24 protein-coding genes are annotated in these 19,382 nt (G+C 66.6%); 21 read left to right on the top strand and 3 right to left on the bottom strand.

The genetic code is table 11. From position 1 onward, the window contains the following. Window positions 1-25: 25 nt before the first annotated feature. Entirely contained in the window at window positions 26-808 is a 783-nt protein-coding gene (locus ACQF4J_RS16690) for a hypothetical protein (protein ID WP_427165976.1), read from the bottom strand. A gap of 1,257 nt (window positions 809-2,065) precedes the next feature. Here ACQF4J_RS16690 and ACQF4J_RS16685 point away from each other — a divergent pair. From ACQF4J_RS16685 to ACQF4J_RS16675, 3 genes are read left to right on the top strand one after another with little or no spacing between them, the layout of a single operon-like run. After that, entirely contained in the window at window positions 2,066-3,964 is a 1,899-nt protein-coding gene (locus ACQF4J_RS16685) for a tetratricopeptide repeat protein (RefSeq protein WP_427165975.1), read from the top strand. A gap of 32 nt (window positions 3,965-3,996) precedes the next feature. Then, window positions 3,997-4,443, top strand: coding sequence for a GntR family transcriptional regulator (locus ACQF4J_RS16680; RefSeq protein ID WP_427168590.1), 447 nt, complete (start codon window positions 3,997-3,999; stop codon window positions 4,441-4,443). Between the two features lie 11 nt (window positions 4,444-4,454). Then, window positions 4,455-5,024: an HD domain-containing protein gene (locus ACQF4J_RS16675; RefSeq protein ID WP_388072302.1), complete on the top strand. Its 570-nt coding sequence runs from the start codon at window positions 4,455-4,457 to the stop codon at window positions 5,022-5,024. Here the strand turns inward: ACQF4J_RS16675 and ACQF4J_RS16670 are convergent. Together ACQF4J_RS16670 and ACQF4J_RS16665 are read right to left on the bottom strand one after the other, a co-directional pair. Further along, window positions 5,012-5,485 carry an NUDIX domain-containing protein gene (locus ACQF4J_RS16670; RefSeq protein ID WP_266526881.1) on the bottom strand — a complete coding sequence of 158 codons (474 nt, stop codon included), beginning with the start codon at window positions 5,483-5,485 and terminating at the stop codon, window positions 5,012-5,014. The genes ACQF4J_RS16675 and ACQF4J_RS16670 overlap by 13 nt on opposite strands. Next, on the bottom strand, window positions 5,485-6,252 hold the full coding sequence (locus tag ACQF4J_RS16665; protein WP_427165974.1) for a helix-turn-helix domain-containing protein: 768 nt from the start codon (window positions 6,250-6,252) through the stop codon (window positions 5,485-5,487). Before ACQF4J_RS16665 ends, ACQF4J_RS16670 begins: the two co-directional genes overlap by 1 nt. Before the next feature lie 594 nt (window positions 6,253-6,846). Here ACQF4J_RS16665 and ACQF4J_RS16660 point away from each other — a divergent pair. From ACQF4J_RS16660 to ACQF4J_RS16575, 18 genes are all read left to right on the top strand, one after another. Then, window positions 6,847-7,077: a hypothetical protein gene (locus tag ACQF4J_RS16660; protein ID WP_427165973.1), complete on the top strand. Its 231-nt coding sequence runs from the start codon at window positions 6,847-6,849 to the stop codon at window positions 7,075-7,077. A gap of 5 nt (window positions 7,078-7,082) precedes the next feature. Then, entirely contained in the window at window positions 7,083-7,532 is a 450-nt protein-coding gene (locus ACQF4J_RS16655; RefSeq protein WP_427165971.1) for a transcriptional regulator, read from the top strand. 122 nt (window positions 7,533-7,654) lie between these two features. After that, on the top strand, window positions 7,655-7,942 hold the full coding sequence (locus ACQF4J_RS16650; RefSeq protein ID WP_427165969.1) for a hypothetical protein: 288 nt from the start codon (window positions 7,655-7,657) through the stop codon (window positions 7,940-7,942). Then, complete coding sequence (locus tag ACQF4J_RS16645) at window positions 7,939-8,955, top strand: DUF2637 domain-containing protein (protein WP_427165967.1); 1,017 nt, start codon at window positions 7,939-7,941, stop codon at window positions 8,953-8,955. Before ACQF4J_RS16650 ends, ACQF4J_RS16645 begins: the two co-directional genes overlap by 4 nt. Then, complete coding sequence (locus ACQF4J_RS16640) at window positions 8,955-9,335, top strand: RRQRL motif-containing zinc-binding protein (protein ID WP_427165966.1); 381 nt, start codon at window positions 8,955-8,957, stop codon at window positions 9,333-9,335. The genes ACQF4J_RS16645 and ACQF4J_RS16640 overlap by 1 nt, the downstream gene beginning before the upstream one ends. A 2-nt stretch (window positions 9,336-9,337) precedes the next feature. Then, window positions 9,338-9,655 (top strand): hypothetical protein, encoded by a 318-nt coding sequence (locus tag ACQF4J_RS16635; protein ID WP_427165964.1) that lies wholly within the window; start codon window positions 9,338-9,340, stop codon window positions 9,653-9,655. A 2-nt stretch (window positions 9,656-9,657) separates the two neighbouring features. Next, window positions 9,658-9,828 (top strand): pRL2-8, encoded by a 171-nt coding sequence (locus tag ACQF4J_RS16630; protein ID WP_427165963.1) that lies wholly within the window; start codon window positions 9,658-9,660, stop codon window positions 9,826-9,828. Continuing rightward, window positions 9,822-10,151: a hypothetical protein gene (locus ACQF4J_RS16625; protein ID WP_427165961.1), complete on the top strand. Its 330-nt coding sequence runs from the start codon at window positions 9,822-9,824 to the stop codon at window positions 10,149-10,151. Before ACQF4J_RS16630 ends, ACQF4J_RS16625 begins: the two co-directional genes overlap by 7 nt. 79 nt (window positions 10,152-10,230) lie before the next feature. Further along, window positions 10,231-12,456, top strand: coding sequence for a cell division protein FtsK (locus ACQF4J_RS16620; RefSeq protein WP_427165960.1), 2,226 nt, complete (start codon window positions 10,231-10,233; stop codon window positions 12,454-12,456). Between the two features lie 141 nt (window positions 12,457-12,597). Next, on the top strand, window positions 12,598-12,873 hold the full coding sequence (locus tag ACQF4J_RS16615) for a hypothetical protein (RefSeq protein ID WP_427165959.1): 276 nt from the start codon (window positions 12,598-12,600) through the stop codon (window positions 12,871-12,873). Next, entirely contained in the window at window positions 12,870-13,064 is a 195-nt protein-coding gene (locus tag ACQF4J_RS16610) for a hypothetical protein (protein WP_427165958.1), read from the top strand. Before ACQF4J_RS16615 ends, ACQF4J_RS16610 begins: the two co-directional genes overlap by 4 nt. Before the next feature lie 14 nt (window positions 13,065-13,078). After that, window positions 13,079-13,678: a hypothetical protein gene (locus ACQF4J_RS16605; protein WP_427165957.1), complete on the top strand. Its 600-nt coding sequence runs from the start codon at window positions 13,079-13,081 to the stop codon at window positions 13,676-13,678. Window positions 13,679-13,698: 20 nt separating this feature from the next. Further along, window positions 13,699-13,983, top strand: coding sequence for a hypothetical protein (locus tag ACQF4J_RS16600; protein WP_427165956.1), 285 nt, complete (start codon window positions 13,699-13,701; stop codon window positions 13,981-13,983). 84 nt (window positions 13,984-14,067) lie between these two features. Continuing rightward, the gene (locus ACQF4J_RS16595; RefSeq protein WP_427165955.1) at window positions 14,068-14,796 is read left to right on the top strand and encodes a DNA methylase; all 729 of its coding nucleotides are present in this window, start codon (window positions 14,068-14,070) and stop codon (window positions 14,794-14,796) included. Then, window positions 14,793-15,671, top strand: coding sequence for a DNA primase (locus ACQF4J_RS16590; RefSeq protein WP_427165953.1), 879 nt, complete (start codon window positions 14,793-14,795; stop codon window positions 15,669-15,671). Before ACQF4J_RS16595 ends, ACQF4J_RS16590 begins: the two co-directional genes overlap by 4 nt. A 157-nt stretch (window positions 15,672-15,828) precedes the next feature. Next, window positions 15,829-17,373 carry a YfjI family protein gene (locus ACQF4J_RS16585; protein WP_427165951.1) on the top strand — a complete coding sequence of 515 codons (1,545 nt, stop codon included), beginning with the start codon at window positions 15,829-15,831 and terminating at the stop codon, window positions 17,371-17,373. 315 nt (window positions 17,374-17,688) lie between these two features. Then, a complete protein-coding gene (locus ACQF4J_RS16580) occupies window positions 17,689-17,880 on the top strand; it encodes a helix-turn-helix transcriptional regulator (protein WP_101400676.1) in 192 nt (63 codons plus the stop codon). After that, window positions 17,877-19,319 carry a tyrosine-type recombinase/integrase gene (locus ACQF4J_RS16575; protein WP_427165949.1) on the top strand — a complete coding sequence of 481 codons (1,443 nt, stop codon included), beginning with the start codon at window positions 17,877-17,879 and terminating at the stop codon, window positions 19,317-19,319. Before ACQF4J_RS16580 ends, ACQF4J_RS16575 begins: the two co-directional genes overlap by 4 nt. Window positions 19,320-19,382 lie beyond the last annotated feature (63 nt).

Raw genomic sequence — 19,382 nt, 5'->3', positions numbered from 1 at the left:
GCCGGCATTCCGGACTCTCCCGACCCTATGGACCCTGTGGACCGCGCTCCGCCGGAACTGCCGGCAGACCCGCGGCTCCGGTCAACGTGGCGGGCTCCAGAAGTCCCGCCACTACAGCCTGGATGATGACGTCATTGGCTACCCGCTCGCTTCCCACCCCGGCGATGTAGAGCCGGAGAGGCACGATCAGCATGAGAGCCCACCAAGGGGAGTAGAGCCGGCTGAGCGCGGCAGCCAAACCCACGAGGGCGTAAGCGACGTTCTTGCGGAACTCTGCCTCACCCACGGCCCGGTCGTACTCGTTGAACAAGTCGTAGTTGGCGATCAGCAGCTTTATCCGAAGCTGCCTGGTCTCGCCAAGAACGTCACGGGCCACGAGGTTGACGAGCCCGCGTTCACCCTGCTCGCGCCGAGGATCTCTCACCTCTCCTTGCCCGGGTACGGGCACTCGGCCTTGCGTCTGAAGGAAGCGAATCAGGTCATCGAACGCGAGCTTCGATACGCGCGGTCTGAGGGCCATCTGAATGTTCCTGAGCCTCGCGGTCTTCCGTGCCTCCTGCACATTCACCGTGGCGACTCGGACCATCAACATCGCGCCGATGAGATACGCGGCAAAGGCTGCGGACGCCAGGAGAGCGGCAGGGCCCAGCAAACCGCCGAGGCGGTACAGCGACGCCCACACACCATGAGCTTGTTCCCGTGTCGGGACCCGATGCTCCACGATCAGCCAGAGGGTCAGAAGCCAAATGCACCCCGCCGACAGCGGTGCCCGGACGTCACGAAGCCCAGGCAGTAGGTTCGCCAGCATCTCTCCTCCTCGATCCAACGCGCTGGCCACTCCGGCTGATCGGCCGCACCCCAGGTCTCGCACTGCGGAACCTCACAGCTGGCAGCGTGAGGCCTTAAGGCTGATCGTGTGGCCACATGCCCGGGATCTTCACCTGCACGTTGCCCGAGGGGGCTTGGGTACCTGCGGTTCTCCCGACGGCACACGGCTGCACATACGCAAAGACCCCGCACGCAGCGTTCTCGCTGGTGGCGGGGTCTCTAGGCACCTTCTTCGAGGTGCCCCCGGCAGGATTCGAACCTGCGCACACGGCTCCGGAGGGCATGCCTAGACGACTCCATGAGTGCGGGCTGACCTGCACGTTCTCTCTGTCCTCCTCAGTCATGGGCTGATCTCTATCGCATATCGTGCGTGGCCACCCCCTGGTGGCGGGACGCCCCCGAGGGCCGGCCGACCCGCGCCCGCCTCCTGCGGCGCAGTCATGCCCACGGGTGGCGCGTGAGACGGGTTTGCTTCCTATGCCAGCGAGGCTGGCTCTCGGTGAGTGGGTCACCAGGCGCGTTGCGATCCCCAGAGTGCCCGCCAGCTAAGCTAGGTGCCCTGGTGCCGGGGTCCACCTGGTGCCCAAGCTCTACGGGTGCCGGGGGTGCATCGCAGGGTGGCGTCTCCGCAAATTACGGTGACTGGGCTGATCGAGCATGCCGAGATGGATTCGTCGGCATTGCTGACCAAGATTCAGACCGCATTCCCTCGTGCCGCGGCGGGCGGGATGGACTTTGTAATTCCGCTGAACGACTGCGAAGTTCACTTGTACTGCATGAGTACTTCATCCCTTGAATTTCACGTCAAAGCTACGCCTAGTGCCGGTTCGCGCAGTGTAACTGTTGTTGAACTACTGGTTAGATCGACGAGCATCCTTTGGTCCGGCCTGGAAAGATCTCTCAAGACGGATGGCAGATCAGGAAAGGTCAGCCTTACGAGATGTGTCATCGAGGACACGAGTTCGAGAGGCACCTTGCTGACTTGCGATATGACCTCCCCGTTGCATTCGACAGGGGCGCGTGTCGCCTTTTCCTTTTCGGGCATTTTCGTACTGACGGCTATCGGGCTGATTCTTTGGCAGGTCTTCACCCCACACTCAGGTCCTGACCGAGAAGCGAACCTTCTTGGCATTACACTATCTCTCTTCGTTACGGCTATTACAACGCCTATCCCGATTATCATTAACTGGCGAGAGTGGAAGAAAGAACTCTCCTGGAAATATGTTAGGAGCGGGCCGTGAATCGGGCCGAAGAGGAAGAGTTCTTCCAAGTTCTGTCAGCAGCTCTCTCTGAACGAGGGTGGGAAGTTGCTCTAAGGCCACGCTTTGGTGACCTGGAGCCTGATGCGCTGGTAACGCGACAGGGATTCATCGTTGCGGTTGAAGCTAAAATGTATGGCCGGTCAGTGCAGAGCGCCTGGGTCCTAGATCTTGCTGAACAGGTTCGACGTCTAGACAAGCTTCTTAGTCCAATCAAAGGTGTATACGGGCTGCTCCTTACGAATGCTGAAATTCCAGATCGACTCGCGGCGGCCGCAGCGCGCTACCCACTAGCCATCCATTACTGTCCTTCGGGTCAGAATATTCAAGAAATGACGCAAGAAGTCGCCGATAAGTGTGATGGTCTAAGTAGGCGCCACTATGCAATGCGTTCTATCGAGGAGACGGAATTTATTGGAGATTCGGCAATCTCTGCCAATAATTCGGGCATTGCTGCGTCTGCGATCTCCACGGCCTATACATTGGACTTCTCGGCTGAGGAACGAGGGGCTACTCGGGATGAGCTTGAGCAGCGCATCGCACACTTGACAGACGTTTTGGGCGAATGGCATCCAAGCGTCCTCTCTCTTCGTAGCGAGCTGGCTCAGTTGCTTCAGTCTGAACAGCTATACCGTACTGTTCTGGATGACCAGCAGCGACATCTCGGGGATTTGAGTCCGGACGTTCTGGAAACAAAGACGGGTCTAGCCTCCCTTCTGTCCCAAAAGGGTCACTACGCAGAAGCGCGGCAATTGTATTCCGATGCGTCTGAGCAATGTTCGACGATTTACGGCGCGCGAAGTTCGAAAAATCTAGTCATTCTTAACAATCTCGCAAGCGTGTATGTCTCCATGGGGCAAACGAGGGAGGCAGCAGATCTGTATCTTGACATTTTGGCTCAGCGTAAGCGGTCGTTGAGTGTCGGACATCCCGATGTTCTGACATCCCAGAACAACCTAGCTAACACTCTGAGGGAGCTGGGCGAAACTAGCCGAGCCATCTCGTTGTTGAGTGAGGCACTTGATTCCTCATTTCGGTTCAATGGGCGTGATCATCCGCTTACTCTAACGCTCCAAAATAACCTTGCTTCTGCCCTTTTGGAGGCTGGGGATGTTGAGCGAGCCATCACTCTCTCTGAGGCGACGCTTAATGCGCGTATGCGGGTACTGGGGCCGGACCATCCGGAGACGTTGAGTGCCCGCAATAACCTGGCTTACGCCTATGCGGAGGCTGGGGATGTTGAGCGAGCCATCACTCTCTCTGAGGCGACGCTTAGTGCGCGTATGCGGGTACTGGGGCCGGATCATCCGGAGACGTTGAGTTCCCGCAACAACCTAGCGAATGCGTACGTCTCTGCCGGAGATGTTGGGCGGGCTATCTCTTTGCATGAAGAGGTACTCGCTGAACGAATTCGCGTCCTTGGTCCAAGGAATCCGCAGACGCTCAGTTCTCGGAACAACCTTGGCCATGCTTACCTGATGTCGGGGAATGTAGACCGATCAATTTCCTTGTTCGTCGAAACTCTTGAGTTGTGTCGCGAAGTGCTGGGAGAAGACCATCCCGATACCTTCACGGCCCAGGGGAATCTTGGCCTCGCCTGGCAAGCTCATGAGGAATTTGATCGAGCGATCTCCCTGTTGAGAGAAACGCTCGCTGGACGGCTAAGGGTGCTGGGTCCAGACAACCCTGAGACGATCCAGTCAGAGATCGACTTGGCACTAGCTCATGCACAGTCAGGGAACCTTGAGCAAGGCATCTCGCTGCTTCGCAATGCAGAGGAGTCTTGCGTTAGGGTATTTGGCCACGATCACACTCAAACACAATGGGTACGAGCAGCGCGTGAGAGGCTTGTCGAAGGGATGGAGGGCTCTTCGTAGCCGTGGGGACGCAACGCGATCAGGGAGTTGATGTGCCGCAAGCAAGTCCGCGAGGTACCTACTTGCAGGTCGCTGAGTTGCTGCGCCAGCAGATTGAGTCGGGAGACGTCGGCGAAGCATTGCCGTCAGAAGCTGCTCTCATGCGCTCGCACGGCGTCGCCCGTAACACCATCCGTCGTGCTCTCAAGGCTCTTGAAGCTGACGGTGTGGTTGAGTCTGCTCCCGGGATCGGGTGGCGCGTCGTGCGGGGCGGTGACCCACGGTCGCTCGCGGAGCGGATGACAGCCGTGATGACAGAGGACTCACTCTCAGTTGGGGACACGTACCCGTCGGAGGCCAAGCTTTGCGAGCGGTTTGGCGCTTCGCGTACCGCAGTGCGGCGCATCCTGGCTCAGATGGAAGGAAACGGTCTGCTCACCACTGTTCACGGGAAGGGGCGAACAGTGCGTGCTCTCCCGACGCCCACTGTCCGGCCGTAGTCTTGGCTGCCATGGGATTGACTGAGTGGGCGTACTCGCTCTCCGAATCGCTGCTGTCCGATCCGCTCCCGCGCCGGTGGGCGCACTCGCTGGGGGTCGCCAAGCGCGCTCGCTCCTTGGGCCCGATCATGGGCGACGACGCCGAGTTGCTGGAAGCCGCCGCGGTGCTGCATGACATCGGCTACTCGCCGGCCATCGCCACGACCGGCTTTCACCCCTTGGACGGTGCGCGGTTCCTCCGCGACCAGGAGAAGGCAGACGAGCGGGTCGTTCGTCTCGTGGCCCACCACTCCTGCGCCCTGCTGGAAGCCGAGGAACGCGGGCTGAGGCAGGAGCTTGAAGGGGAGTTCGAGCTAGAGCGTCCGGACCTGGTCGACGCCCTGCTCTTCTGCGACATGACGACGACGCCCGACGGAACGCAGACCACCTCGACCGAGCGGCTGGACGAGATCGTGCAGCGGTACGGTCCGGACACGATCGTCGGGCGGTTCATCCAGCGCGCGGCCCCTGAGATCCACGCGGCGGCGAAGCGTGTTGAGGGCCGGTTGGCGCAGGTCTCCGCCGACAGTCAGCCGATGTAGGGCTCTCGCCGCGAGTCGTCGAGACCGTGGCGGATGCGCAGCATCATCGACGGATGAATGTCCAGCCCGTCAAGGTCCGTTGGGTCAACCCAGCGGACCTCTTTTGACTCGCTGCTCGTACGCAGCGAACCCCCGACAGGGTGGGCTCGGAAGCAGATGGAGAACTGTTGCCGGACCTCTCCGTCGTCGTACGCCAGCACGTGCTCAGGGTCGGTGTAGAGGCCGACGATGTTGTCTACCTCGACGTCAATGCCGGTCTCTTCCGCGACCTCACGTACGGCGGTGTCAGCGATGCGTTCGCCGATGTCGTGGCCACCACCGGGCAGCGCCCACAGGTCGTTGTCGGTCTTGTGGATGAGCAGCAACCGCCCCGTGTCGTCTCGGACGATCGCGGTGACCGAGGGCACCACCGAGTTTGCCTGAGGTGCGTTCGGGTCGCGGAAGTAGTCGATGCGGCTCATCAGGCAGTGCCTTCCCAATCGGCGGGTGAAGAGATCGGGCGGGCCGATTCCCAGACCTTCTCAACGCTCTCAGCGTAGGCGTCGAAGAGTTCACCGCCGGGCACGCGTTGCAGGTGCAGCACAGGGGCCATGTAGGCGCCGACGCCGTAGAGGTGCCCGTTGGCCAGCATCTCGTCATCGGCCCGGTAGATGGAGTTGTAGAGGGTCGTACTGTGCAACCGGAACTCCACCCCGGGGAGACCGAAGAGCGGGCCGTAGTTGATGAGGGCGTTCCGGATCTTGCCTGCCATCGCCCCGCCAATTCCTTCGTCCTCGCCGCGGACCGCGACGGCCGGCGACGTGGGCTCTCCCAGGATGAAGCGGATGGGCACTCCGTCGGCTGACTTCTCTTTCACGATGCGGTGGAACGACGCGTCTTCCGTGAGCCAGAACCCGGAGTACACCAACAGGTCAAACTGTCGGGTCGCCTTGGAGTAGAGGTTCGTCCAGAGGGTTTGCATCACGACGGACCGGTGTGGATAGAGCCTGACCAACTCCGCGTTGCCGGCGGCCGCGACCTCCGCCGACGTGCGCTCATCCGGCCACAGGTACGACACCTCGCACCTCAACAGGGATGCGGTTGCGAACTGGAAGCGGCGGTACGGCTTGCGCTCAGGTTCGTTGATCCATCGCTCGACCGTCTTGGCCGCGACCCCGAGCCGTTCGGCGACCTCATCGAGCGTCAGGCCCAAGTCCACTATCGCGCCGCGCAGTCGCTCGTTCGCCATGCCAACCTCCTACTGCTTGGGACGACTTGGTTCGACTTCACGGTAGCTAAGGACGACTTGAGCCGCGCAACCGCGAAGTCGAACGTCGTCGCTGCCGACGCCAGTCTGTAGGTACATCGAGCGCGAGGGCTTCGCAGACCTCCAACAGCCGAAGGGCTTGACGGGGCGAACCTCTCTCTGCAAGATGAGGAACACGTAATACATGTTCCTCTCGATCGGGTCGCGTCAGCGACCGAACGAGCGCATGACCAGGAGCCCCGCGTTGGACGGGGGGAGGCGACCCGGCGCCTTGGCATTCACCGGAGGGCTTAGACCGAAAGGTCATGTCTCCATACGCCTACTTCGAGGCCGGACAGCTCTACCTGACACGGGAGCGCGGTCGCGATGAAGGAGACAACGCACCACCTCATCTCACCGCCGCGCTTTCGCACGGCGGCCGGTTGCCTCCGCTGCTCGTCTCGTACGAGCAGCGCTGCGGGGAGCCGGGATCGTCTCGGACATCTGACCCCGCCGCTCCGCCCTGCGAGGCGGTCGCCTCTCGCCAAGGACTGCGACCGCCTCGGCTTCAAGTCCCTCGACATCAGGAGAAGATCCGTGAATCAGCGCGACCTCGACAACATCGCCCACCGCATCGGTTCGGCCGCCATGGAGTTCGCCCCCGGCCACCGTCCGACGGCCGCTCAGGTGGCCGACGCCGCGTCGATCCTGCACGGCATGCTTCAGGCTGCCGAGACCTACGGCGTGACGTTCGCGGACTTCGACGCCGTTGCCCACTTCGCCCGGCTGGCCATTCAGCTCGTCCAGTCCCGCGACGAAAGCCGGTGACCGCCATGGCTGCCGCCACCTTCGCCGCCGTGTTCGTCGCCCTGTACGTCGCCCACAGCGTGGGCGACCACTGGGTGCAGACTTCCCACCAGTCCGCGCACAAGGGGCGCCCCGGCTGGGTCGGCCGCCTCGCCGACGCCCGGCACGTCGCGACCCTGACCGCCACCAAGGTCGCGGTGCTACTGCCGGTCGTCTGGCTGCTGGACCTGCGCCTGTCCGTGCTCGGCATCGTCGCCGGGCTCGGCGTCGACGCGGTTACGCACTGGTGGGCGGACCGGCGCAGCACGCTCGCGTGGCTGGCCAAGGTGACGGGCAAGGGCGAGTTCTACCGGCTCGGCACCCCGCGCGCCGGGCGCGACGACAACCCGCACATCGGTACCGGCGCGTACGCCCTTGACCAGTCCTTCCACCACCTGTGGCTGCTGATCGCCGCGCTCATCATCGCCACGGTCTGACCCTCCCCGCTCCGTGCACCACCCCGCCCGTCTGCGGTGCGGGTCTTGTCTTTCCGGGGCGGTCGCCTCTCGCCAAAAGACCGCGACCGCCCCGGCATCCCTTCGATGTCAGGAGAACTGCCATGCGTACGTACATCGGCCGCCAACAGGCCATCTCTACCGAGGACTTCGCGGAACTGGCGCTCGGCACCCCGGTTGAGCTGTGGCTGGGGGTCGCGGGCGAGACGGACGAAGAGCGCGCGGCCCGCGAGGACGCGGCGCGCGACATCCTCGCCGACAGCCCCGAGCTTCCCGATGACCTGGTCCGCATCGCTGCGCAGGTCATCGAGGAGAACCCGGACCTGTTCGACGTCGTCCCCCTGGTCCGTCCCGCCCGCCGTCGCAGGGCGCGCAAGGGGGCTGCGGCATGACCACCACTCCTGCCCCCGAGGCGCCCGCGTCCGGGGTGCCGCCGCTGACCCGCCCGGAGCTGGGCCTTGCCGGAGTCGGAGCGTTCGCTGCCGCCGCGGTCGGCGCGCTGGGTCTGATCTCCTCCTTCGACGCGGTGTCCGCCGCCGCGGTGAGCTGGGGTTTCCATTCGCCGTGGATGCTTCCGGTCGGTATCGACGTGGCCATTCCGGTGTTCACCGTGGCCAACCTGCTGCTGATCCGGATGGACATGGCGCTTGCGTGGGTGCGGTTCGTGCCCTGGGTGCTCACGCTGATCACGTGCGGGCTGAACATCGCGGCCGGACACTCCCTGTCGGCCAAGGTCGCGCACGGCACGATGCCGCTGCTGTGGGTGGTGTTCTCCGAGATCGGTGCGCACATCTACGCCGTGCGGATCGGCGCCGCCACCGGTCGCCGGATGGAGAAGATCCGATTCTCCCGCTGGCTGCTCGCCTTCCCCTCCACCTTCGCGCTGTGGCGCCGCATGACGCTGTGGGAGGTCACCTCCTACAGGGAGGCACTGGCGCGGGAGAAGGAACGGCAGTTGGCTCGCGCGGACCTGCGCGAGCAGTACGGCCGACAGTGGCGTTCCAAGACCCCGCGCCGCGAGCGCGTGATGCTGCGCATGGGCGACCTCGCCCCCGCCACCGAAGAGCCCACCCCCGCGCTGCCCCCGGCGGACACGCCGGCGCCCCCGGTCGACGCCAAGCCGCGCCCGCGCCGACAGGCCCCCGCCAAAGGCAAGGCGAAGGCGAAGGCGCAGCGCACCTTCGAGGAGCTGCTGACCGAGGCGCGCACGGTCACCGCGGAGTGGAAGGACGCGGAGCTGACCGCGGACCGCATCCGCAGCGCGGTGCACTGCTCGGCAACCAACGCCCGTGCACTGCGCGACGCGTTGAAGTCCGAGCGCGCCGACGGCCGCCCGCTGCACGCGGTCGACGAAAACGCCGTTACCGATTCGCGTCAGGATGACGCATCGGCTGAGGCCGCCTGATGCCCGCGGCATTCGGCAAGTGCTACGACCCTTCCGGCAGCCAGTACGGCATCCCCACCTACCCGTGGCGCTACGCCCCCGACGGGCTCGCCACGCGCCGCCAACTGCGTGCCCGTGGCTTACGTCCGGGCGGTCAGCCGATCGCGGCGCAGGTGCTGCGCCCGCGCTATCGGCGCGGCCCGCTGGTCGCCTACCTGTACCGCGTCGACCGTGCCAAGCCCGTGCGGCCGATGACGCCCGGCAAGCGGGCCGCGCTCGCCAAGGCGATGTGCGCCCGCCGGACCTGCCCGCAGTGCCGCACCGATGCGGGATACGTCATCCCGACCTCCATCGGCCTGTGCGTGCCTTGCGCCTACCCCGACACCCCGAGGAGGGGCTGACCATGGCCAAGCCCAACACCAGCCGCCTGGACCGCGAGATCCGGCAGACGGAACGCAAGCTCGAAGCGGTCGGCAAGGGCGAGATGTGGCCGCTGACCGGCCAGGAACGGCGCGCGGTGCTCCGGGGGCTGGCCGGAGGCTCCTACAAGGTCGCGCGGGGCAAGAGCCCCGCCCGCGCGGAACGGAAGCTGGACACGCTGTGGCAGTCGGTGCAGACCCGGCTGACCGCGGAGCTGACCGCGTTGCAGACGGAGCGGCAGCGGATCGTGAACGAGGCCGCCGCCGCCAAGGCCGCCAAGAAGTCCTCGGGGTGGTGGTGACCATGGCGGTTAAGGAGACACCGCCCGGCGAGTGCCCGCAGTGCTGGCAGCACGCCCACGACCGGAGCATCCACCGCCGCCTCAAGCCCCGCGAGGACTGCCGGCCGTGCTTGGACCACATGAACAACGGCTGCCCCTACCTCGTGCCCAAGAGGAAGTCGAGCTGGTGGTGAACCTGAAACGGATCACCCGTCTCTTCCGCGGCTCGGGTGACCCGCTCGGTCGGCCGCTGCCCGCCGACTCCGCGCGGGCCGTCTGCCTGTCCGGCCCCAGGTTCGGTGTGCACGGCGTGATCCCGGCGTCCTACGCCCGGTTCACAGTCAGCCGACGCCGGGCCTGGGGCCACGACGTCCGCGCCTATCCGACCACCGGCCGCGACGGCACCCCGTTCACGGTCGTCTACACCCGCGTTGCCTACGCCGACGACCCCGGCCTTGAAGTCCTGGTCACGGTCTTCGAGTTCCCCAATGGCAGCGCACTCCCGCCCGGCATGTAACCCGCGGGTCCGGCCGCTCACCTCCTACAGCGTCGGCCGGACCCGCTCTCCCTCACACCCGAAAGTGGAAGGAATCCCAGTGAAGCACCCCGACGACGACAACGAACTCTTCAACCGGCTGGAAGCCGAAATGGCCGACTCCGGGGGCGAGGTGGTCGACCTCGACAAGGCCCGATCGGCCCGCAGCGAGTCGGCCGACCCGACCACCCGACCCGACTCGGACCCGTCGGCCGACTCCGAGACCGGTCGGTCGGCTGCCGAGTCGGGCGACCCGACCGCCCGCCGGTTGGTCGACCTTCCGACCGCCAAGGCGGCCGGTCCGGGCTACCTCGGTCGGCTGCACGCTGCGCAGCGCCGTGACGTCGTTCCGGCGTGGCTGAAGTCCACGGCGGAGCTGAAGACCGCCACCGGATGGGTGGCACGCCACTACGCCCACTCGGTCGGCTACCACGCGCTGCGCTCGCCGGTCTATGCCGCGCGGCTCACGCTTCAGGCTCCGTCCGGGGCCGCGAAGTTCCTGGGCGGCACCATGCGGTGGGTGGCCGACCGCGAGGGCGAACCGGTCCGCCTCGCCGCGGTCCGCCGCGAGGACGCGGCCGAGTACCTGAAGCTGTCCCGGCAGCGTGATGGTCGGGTCCGACTGCGGACCCTGGTGGCGGTGCTCGCGATGTTCATCGGGCTCGGCTCCGCGCTCGCCATGTACGTGCTCGCGCCGGACTGGCTTCAGGCGGTGTCGGTGAGCGCGGTCGTGATGGCGCTCGGGTTCGCCGGCCGCAAGGCGGACGACCCGGTCATCCACCGCGCGGTGGAGCTGCCCAAGGCGGTCAAGCTCACGTCGGACATCGTGCTGCGGGCGCTCGGCTCGCTCGGCATCCCCGCCATCAACCAGGCGCAGGGCAAGGGACGGGACGGCTTCGAGTTCACCGCCCCGATCACCCGCGACGGTCCGGGCTGGCGTGCGGAGGGCAACCTCCCGTACGGCGTTACGGTCACGGACGTCATCGAGCGGCGCGACCGGCTCGCCTCGGGTCTGCGCCGGCCGCTGGGCTGTGTGTGGCCCGAGGCGGTCCCGAACGAGCACACGGGGCACCTGGTGCTGTGGGTCGGCGATCAGGACATGTCGACCTCCCGCAAGCCCAAGTGGCCGCTGCTGACCAGCGGTTCGGTGAACCTGTTCAAGCCCGTCGCCTACGGCACCGACCAGCGCGGACGCTGGGTCGAGGTCACCCTGATGTACATCGCGGGCATCATCGGCGCCATCCCGCGTATGGGCAAGACCTTCCTGCTCAGGCTGTTGCTGCTGATCGCCGCGCTGGACCCGCGGGCGGAGCTGCACACCTACGACATGAAGGGCACCGGCGATCTGGACCCGGTCGGCAACGCGGTCTCGCACCGGCACGCCGCGGGCGACGATGACGAGGCCATCGAGTACGCCCTTGCCGACTTCAGGGCGCTGCGCGAGGAGCTGCGCCGGCGCACCAAGGTGATCCGCTCGCTTCCGCGGGACATCTGCCCGGAGTCCAAGGTGACCAGCGAACTCGCCGACAAGCGCTCCCTTGGCCTGCACCCCATTGTGATCGGGGTGGATGAGTGCCAGGTGCTCTTCGAACACCCCAAGCACAAGGATGAGTTCGAGGAGATCGCAACCGACCTGGTCAAGCGCGGTCCGGCCACCGGCATCGTGCTCCTGCTCGCTACCCAGCGTCCCGACGCGAAGGCGCTGCCCACCGGCATCAGCGCGAACGCGTCGGCGCGTTGGTGCCTGAAGGTCATGGGGCAGTTGGAGAACGACATGGTGCTCGGCACGTCCGCCTACAAGCGGGGCGTGCGGGCGACCATGTTCGCCTGGGGCGACAAGGGCATCCACTACTTCGTGGGTGAAGGCTCCGACGCGCGGATCGTGGGCTCGGTCTACGTGGACGGGCCCGGCGCCGACAGCATCGCGGCTCGCGCTCGCAAGGCCCGTGAGCTGGCCGGACTGCTGTCCGGGCACGCGCTCGGGGAAGAGCCGGAGACGGACGCAAGCACTGGCTACGACCTGCTCGCCGACATCCTCGCCGTGGTCCCCGCCAAGGAGACCAAGGCATGGTCCGAGACCGTCGTCGCGCGGCTCGCTGAGCTGCGCCCCGAGGTCTACGACGGATGGGACGCCGACGCGCTCGCCGCAGCCCTGAAGCCCCGCGGCGTCTCCACCGTCCAGGTGGGCCGCCGCATCGAGGGCAAGTTCACCAACAAGCGGGGCATCGACCGCTCCCACATCACCGCAGCGATTGCGGAGCGTGACGGAAAGCGCGACGCGGGCTGAGCCTCCGGGGCCGCTATCGATAGCGCCACACCCTGCTATCGATAGCGGCTCCGATAGCGCCCCAAATCCGCCCTGATCAGGCCGCTAGCGCGTAGCGGCCTGCCTGCGGAAACCCCTGAAACCCGCCTGGAAGGGCAGTTCATGACCTTCACCCTGCTCGCTATCACACTCTTGCTCGGTGTCACGCTGTGTTACGTCGCTGTGTGTGCCGCCTCGCCGTTCGGCGACTGCCGCAAGTGCCGCGGCATGGGCCACGCGCTCAAGACCAACCGCAAGGGACAGCTCAAGCGCGGCAAGGACTGCCGCCGCTGCCACGCCACCGGCAAGCGCATACGCGTCGGCCGCTGGCTCTACAACCGCTGGGCCCGTATCTACCGCGCGGGCACCGACACCCCGCGCCCGGAGGGCTCGCGATGACTCTCACCTTCTCCGCCGTGCTGCTCTTCGGCATCGCCTCCGTGTTCGCCGTCAAGACCAGGGCGACCGGCGCGGGGGCAGCGGTGCTGCTGTTCCTGTTCGGCTTCTTCACCGCCGGGACCGGCGCCTACGGCCCGATTCACGACCTGGTGGCGTCCTTCGCCCGCTTCCTGTCCCAGCTCGGCAACTGACCGGAGGAGTACTCGTGAACGACCCCATCGTCGCGCGGCACTGGCTCGCCAGTGCCGCGCCCAAGGCTGCGCCCGCCATCGCCACCACGACCGTGCTTGCACTCGCCCGGATCTGGAACGCCAACGGCGCCGAACACTCCGTCGGCAACGCCGCGTTGATGGCGGTGCTGTCCGCCGGGGCTGCCGCCGCGGGCGTGGCCGCGGGCAACAGCACCGGCGATTCCGTACTCGTCGGGACCGCGTTCGCTGCCTCCGGGGCGCTCGCCTTCGCGGGCGTGGCCGGATACGCCGACGGGCTCCCGCTGCCCCTGCTGCTGTGGTCCCTGGCCACCGCCGGCGCCTACGGCCTCGCCGCCCGCTACTGGCGCCACGACCGTCGCGAGACCGTCGCCTACGAGCGGCAGACGAGCGAGCGGCGCGAGGAGTACGCCCACATCGAACGCGTCGAAACCCTGCGCGCTCAGACGCAGGTTGAGGTGGCACGTAGCGGCGCCGCCTACGCCGAACAGCTCGCACAGGCGCTCGTCATCCGCTCCACGCTGCCCGGCTTCGACCCCAAGGCGCTGGAGACCGCAGGCCTGCCCGAACTCCCCTCCACCAACAGCCAGCACTGATCCGAAGGAAGGCAACCGCCATGGCACGCACCGCCATCGCCCGCCGCGCCACCCAGTACACCCACATCGACGACCGCCGCAGCGGCGGAATCCGGCTGGCCGCACACGAGGCCGTCACCGCCATCCGCAGCGCCCGCAAGCAGCCCGCCAAGGTCGTGGACGCGGTGCACGTGTACGCCACCACTGCCTACGACGGCACGCCGCTGCACGTCGGCTACGTCCGCTACACGCCCGGCTACTGGACCGGCGTGAACGAGGTCATCAACGTCTACGAGATCCCCACCGACGCGCTCACCGACCTCTAGCTGTGGCTGGGGCGGTCGCCTCTCGCCAAAGACCGCGACCGCCCCGGTTCTCCGTCCCTTCGACAGAAACAGGAGACCCCCAGCATGACCCAACCCACCCCCTTCCGGCGAGACCAGGCCCGGCCGCGCCTGTTGGATCTGTTCTCGTGCGCCGGCGGGGCAGCCGTCGGCTACGCCCGCGCAGGGTTCGCCGTGGACGGCTGCGACATCGCCCACCGTTCCAACTACCCCTTCCCGCGCCACCAGGGCGATGCTCTCGCCTACCTCACGCACCTCATCGCCACGGGTCAGATCCGCCGGTACCGGCTCGTCCACGCGTCCCCGCCGTGCCAACACGGATGCGCGCTGACCGTGGGCACCAACGCATCGCAGGGCTGGGGCCGAGATCACGTCGACCTGGTGGCGCCAACCCGCGACCTGCTCGACAAGACCGGCCTGCCGTACGTCATCGAGCAGCCCAACGGCCGCGCCGAGATCCGCAAAGACCTCACGCTGTGCGGCGAGATGTTCGGGCTCGGGGTCATCCGGCACCGCAACTTCGAGTTGGGCGGCTGGACCACCGCACGGCCGGCGCACGTCCCGCACCGCGGGCGGGTGCGTGGCTACCGGCACGGTCGCTTCTACGACGGTCCCTATGTGGCCGCGTACGGCAGCGGCGGGGGCAAGCCGTCCGTTCCGGAGCTTCAGGCGGCGATGGGCATCACGTGGACCGACGTCCGCGAGGAGCTGACCGAGGCGATCCCGCCCGCCTACACGGAGTTCATCGGCCGCGCCTACCTCGAAGCCATGGGGACGCTGGGGGCGGTCGCATGAGCCCCGCGATTCGCCATCTGCGGACCGCGCTGCACCTGGCTGTGGTCGGTGTGCCGGTGCTGCCGCTGCGAGACGGAAAGGTGCCGTTCGGCAACTGCCGTGCCTGCGCCAAAAACGCGTGCGGCGGGCGGCCGAACATGAAGCGCGCGGGAACCTGCAACTGCCCCGCCCCCTGCCACGCATGGGCCGCCGCCACCACCGACCCGAACGTCCTCACCTCGCCGCTGTGGGTGGCGGCATGGGAGCGGGCCGTGTGCGTCGGCTACCACCCCGGAGGAGCGAGGCTGACCGTGGTCGACCTCGACAACGCGGCGGCCGTCGCATGGGCCCGCGAGACCCTGCCCACCACCCGAACCGTGGCGACGACGCGCGGCGAACACTGGATCTACCGGGGCGCTATGGGATCGCACAACGCGTTCCGGGCAGGCGTCGACATCAAATCCCTGATGTCGTACGCCCGTTGGCTCGGTCCGGGCACCGGCCGCATGACCGATCTGCCGTCGGCCGTCCGCGCCCTGGGGGCGAAGGAAGAGACCACCCCCGCCCGCGGCGAGGTGGTCTCTTCCCTCCCTGAGCGCGCCACCTGGGACCGGACGGTTGCCACCGGATGCCGACACACCGACAGCTACGTCCGCACTGGCCTGGAACGCGGCCTCACCCTCGTCCGCTCCCGCGTCGAATCCGGCGCCGGATCACAGGCGTTCGGCGTGGCCCGATTCCTCGCCGCACAACACGCCGCCTGCCCCGGACCGTGCGGACTGGACGTCATCGGAGCAGAGATCGTGGCCGCCGCCGTCTCGGTCGGTGTCCCCGAGCCCTACGCCCGCCGCGCGGTCACCAACGGCCTCAGCGCGACCGAGAGGGGCGCCGCATGACCTATAAGCCCTTCAACCCCCTGAAACAGCCTCAGAACGCCACACAGGCCGCACCACGGGCAACCGTAGGCGACCGAAGGGACGTCGCCGAAGGCGTCCGCACTGCACTTGGTCCTGACCCGCACATCGGCGATCCCACCGAAGGGAGGGCAGCCTCATGACCGCACAGCCTGTGGACCACGCCGACCTGTGGGCCGGACTGCCCACTCTTGACGAGCCGCCCGCCCCCGTGTGGGAGGACCCCGTCCCCCTCGCAGGCCCCCGCAAGCTCGCCCCCTTCCCCACAGCCTCCCTACCGGGGTGGCTACGGGAATTTGTGGCTGCGGTCGCCGAGGAGACACAGACCCCCGTCGACCTCGCCGGATGCATCTCCCTGTCCGTGCTCGCCACCGCGGCGGGCGGTAGGGCAGTGGTGCAGGTACGCGGGCACTGGCGCGAGCCCACCAACCTCTACGTCGTCGTCTCGCTGCCGCCCGCCAACCGCAAATCCGCCGTGTTCGGCCTGCTCACCGACCCGCTGTACGAGGCCGAACAGCAGCTCCGCACGCTGACCCAACCGGCCATCGTGGAAGCCGAGATGACCGCCCGTCTCGCCAAGGAGGCAGCCGACAAGGCCGCGTCCAAGGCGGCATCAGCGGGCGCGGACGAGCGGGATCAGTTGGTGGCCACAGCGATCGCGCTGGCGCAGACCGCGGACAGCGTCACAGTGCCGGCCAAACCGCAGTTGCTCGCCGATGACACCACCGCCGAGACGGTCACCTCCCGCATGGCCGAGCAGGGCGGCCGGATCTCCGTCATGTCCGCGGAGGGCGACATCTTCGACATCATCGCCGGACGCTACTCCGGCAAGCCCAACATGGGCGTCTTCCTCAAAGGCCACGCCGGCGACCGCCTCAAGGTCGACCGGCAGACCCGAGAGGAATACATCGAACACCCCGCCCTCACCATGGGCTTGTGCGTGCAGCCGCAGGTCTTGGACGACATCGGGCGCCAGGACGGGTTCAAGGGCCGCGGGCTGCTCGGCAGGTTCCTCTACTCGGTTCCTGAGTCTCTGGTTGGCCGTCGCAAGATCGAGCCGGACCCCATCCCTGAGCAGGTGATGGAGACCTACCGGCGCCACGTCCTGGACCTGACGCTGTTCCTCGCCGAGTGGACCGATCCGGCTCTCATCCAGCTCACCCCCGAGGCGGTCGCCGCCCTGAAAGCCTTTCAGGCGCGGGTGGAACCGATGCTGGAAGCCCGCGGCGGCATCATGGGCCAGATCGGCGATTGGGGCGGAAAGTTGGTCGGCGCCACCGCCCGTATGGCCGCTCTGCTGCACCTCGCCGAACACCTCACCAAGGGGCACACGGTGCCCGTGGCGGAAGCGACCATGCGCGACGCGATCGCGCTGGCGGAGTACTTCATCAGCCACAGCCTCGCCGCGTTCGACTCCATGGACGCGGACCGCATCGTCGAGCGGGCCCGCACCGTGCTGGAAGTGCTCCACGCCCATGGGTGGCGTGAGGTCAGCAAGCGGGACCTGATGGTCAAGCTCTCCCGCTCCGAGTTCCGCACCGCCAACGACCTCGATCCGGTGTTGGCCCTGTTGGAAGACCACGGCTACGTGCGCGCCCAAGCCGTCCAGCGCACCGGAGGACGCGGCCGGCCGCCCTCGCCCCGCTACCTCATCCACCCGCGCCTGACCGACCCGACCGCCTGACCCCCGCCACAGAAACCACAGAATCACAGAAATAACCCCGGCGAGCCCCTGACCAGCGCAGACAGTCCTGTCAGGGGCTTGCCGAGCGCTGCCACAGAAACGAACCGAGAAGCCACAGAAATAGCTCGGCACCGAGCCCACCGGTCCGGCCGCCTATTTCTGTGGAACTTTCCGCGATTTCTGTGGCAGCCCCCGCCGCGGGGCATCGCCGCAGGTCAGCCCGCCATTCCAGGGTTTCTGTGGTTTTCGTGGTTTCTGTGGCGGCTCTCGGCTGGTCCCACCACCTTCCCTTGCTCTCTCGCCCAAGGAGGAGTCGTGGCCAAGCCCCGCGACGAGATGCTCACCATCCCCGAAGTGATCGAAGAGATAGGCGTACCGCGAGCGACCTTCTACCGCTGGCGGCAGTACAAGAAGGGCCCGAAGTCCATCAAGCTCCCGAACGGCGCGGTGCGCATCCGCCGGTCCGAACTGAGTCGGTGGCTCCAGACGCTGGAGGAGAGCGCGTGACGAAAGACACCGACAACGGGGCCGGGCAGAACAACCGCTCGGCCCCGGACGGGTTTTCGCTTGACGTGCGCCTGTGGAAGGTGACCAAGGCGCAGAGCAAGACCCGCCCCTACCAACTCCGCTGGAAAGTCGGAGGAAAGGTCAGTAGCGCCACCTTCGCCACGGTAGCTCTCGCAGAGAGCCGCAGATCTGAACTGTGGCAGGCAATGCGCCGCGGCGAGGCATTCCGCATTGCCGACGGACTGCCTGAATCTGAGGTACGGGCTGAGGCCACTGCGGAGCAAGTCCGTGAGGAACTTCCCTGGTTCGCATTCTGCCGCGAGTACATGGCGATGCGGTGGCCGACCGCCGCGGCCAAGACCCGTGAGGGAATCGCCGACGGGCTCGCAGCGGTGACGCTGGCCCTGGTGGAGCAGGAGCAGAAGATGCCGTCACCGGAAGAGCTGCGTCTTGCCTTCCGATGGGCGGTCATTCCCAAGAACGCCGAACTCGACCCGCCGGAGGAACTTGAAGACGCCTACGGGTGGATCTCCAAGAAATCGCTTCTCGTCTCCTCGCTGAAAGACCCGAAGATTCTCCGCGATGTTCAGTATCGGATCTCCTTCAAACTGGATGGCACTCCCGCGGCGGGGGAGACCTCCCGTCGTCGTCGGCGCGCGCTCAACACGGCAGTTGAATACGCCATCGAACGCAAGCTACTGACGGAGAACCCACTCACCGCCATAAAGAAGGTGAAGAGTTCCTCATCGGACCGTGTGGACCCCCGTGTTCTCGTGAACAAGACGCAGGCCGCTCAACTCCTCGCCTCGGTCTCCTACGTCGGGACATGGGACCGCAAGAAAGGCCGGCGCCTGGTGGGCTTCTACGCGGTCATGTACTTCGCGGGGCTCCGCCCGAGTGAGGCTGTGGGCCTCAGAAAGGCTGATTGTTTCCTCCCAGAGAAGGGTTGGGGCGTCCTGACGCTCCACGACACGCACCCCGTGTCTGGCAAACAGTGGACAGACAGCGGAGAACGCCACGACAAGCGCGGTCTGAAGTCGAGGGAACCCAAGGAAGACCGGCCGGTCCCGATCCCCCCACCGCTCGTGGCCATGCTTCGTGCTCACCTGAAGGAGTTCGGCACGGCCAAGGACGGGCGGCTCTTCACGAACGAGCGGGGCGGTCTCGTGGGGAGCAGCACCTATTGGCGCGTGTGGCGGGACGCTCGGGAGTACGCGCTCCCTCCGGACCTTCAGGCTTCCATCCTCGGGGGGCGGCCGTACGACCTACGACACACCTGCATCACGACCTGGCTGAACGCCGGCGTGCCCGTTGCCGAGGTTGCCCGTCGGGTTGGCAACTCGCCCGAGGTGATCCACCGCGTCTACGAGGGGTGCCTCTACGGCCAGGAGGAGGCCATGAACATGAAGATCGAAAAGGAACTCGACTGGGCTGAATGAAAGCCTGAGGGTTGACATAGCTTTTTATCTGCAAGGTCCAGGTTGCTATAGAGTGCCGTTGGG

It is taken from the genome of Streptomyces sp. C1-1 (genome assembly GCF_050214755.1).
Taxonomy (GTDB): Bacteria; Actinomycetota; Actinomycetes; order Streptomycetales; family Streptomycetaceae; genus Streptomyces.
This window is presented reverse-complemented; position numbering and strand designations above follow the sequence as displayed.

Excerpts from the sequence above, each read along its gene's own strand:
- ACQF4J_RS16645 (WP_427165967.1), top strand. The coding sequence starts at position 7,939 with ATGACCACCACTCCTGCCCCCGAGGCGCCCGCGTCCGGGGTGCCGCCG.
- ACQF4J_RS16585 (WP_427165951.1), top strand. The coding sequence starts at position 15,829 with ATGACCGCACAGCCTGTGGACCACGCCGACCTGTGGGCCGGACTGCCC.
- ACQF4J_RS16690 (WP_427165976.1), bottom strand. The coding sequence starts at position 808 with ATGCTGGCGAACCTACTGCCTGGGCTTCGTGACGTCCGGGCACCGCTG.
- ACQF4J_RS16650 (WP_427165969.1), top strand. The coding sequence starts at position 7,655 with ATGCGTACGTACATCGGCCGCCAACAGGCCATCTCTACCGAGGACTTC.
- ACQF4J_RS16640 (WP_427165966.1), top strand. The coding sequence starts at position 8,955 with ATGCCCGCGGCATTCGGCAAGTGCTACGACCCTTCCGGCAGCCAGTAC.
- ACQF4J_RS16595 (WP_427165955.1), top strand. The coding sequence starts at position 14,068 with ATGACCCAACCCACCCCCTTCCGGCGAGACCAGGCCCGGCCGCGCCTG.
- ACQF4J_RS16630 (WP_427165963.1), top strand. The coding sequence starts at position 9,658 with ATGGCGGTTAAGGAGACACCGCCCGGCGAGTGCCCGCAGTGCTGGCAG.
- ACQF4J_RS16635 (WP_427165964.1), top strand. The coding sequence starts at position 9,338 with ATGGCCAAGCCCAACACCAGCCGCCTGGACCGCGAGATCCGGCAGACG.
- ACQF4J_RS16675 (WP_388072302.1), top strand. The coding sequence starts at position 4,455 with ATGGGATTGACTGAGTGGGCGTACTCGCTCTCCGAATCGCTGCTGTCC.
- ACQF4J_RS16590 (WP_427165953.1), top strand. The coding sequence starts at position 14,793 with ATGAGCCCCGCGATTCGCCATCTGCGGACCGCGCTGCACCTGGCTGTG.
- ACQF4J_RS16670 (WP_266526881.1), bottom strand. The coding sequence starts at position 5,485 with ATGAGCCGCATCGACTACTTCCGCGACCCGAACGCACCTCAGGCAAAC.
- ACQF4J_RS16655 (WP_427165971.1), top strand. The coding sequence starts at position 7,083 with ATGGCTGCCGCCACCTTCGCCGCCGTGTTCGTCGCCCTGTACGTCGCC.
- ACQF4J_RS16600 (WP_427165956.1), top strand. The coding sequence starts at position 13,699 with ATGGCACGCACCGCCATCGCCCGCCGCGCCACCCAGTACACCCACATC.
- ACQF4J_RS16615 (WP_427165959.1), top strand. The coding sequence starts at position 12,598 with ATGACCTTCACCCTGCTCGCTATCACACTCTTGCTCGGTGTCACGCTG.
- ACQF4J_RS16665 (WP_427165974.1), bottom strand. The coding sequence starts at position 6,252 with ATGGCGAACGAGCGACTGCGCGGCGCGATAGTGGACTTGGGCCTGACG.
- ACQF4J_RS16610 (WP_427165958.1), top strand. The coding sequence starts at position 12,870 with ATGACTCTCACCTTCTCCGCCGTGCTGCTCTTCGGCATCGCCTCCGTG.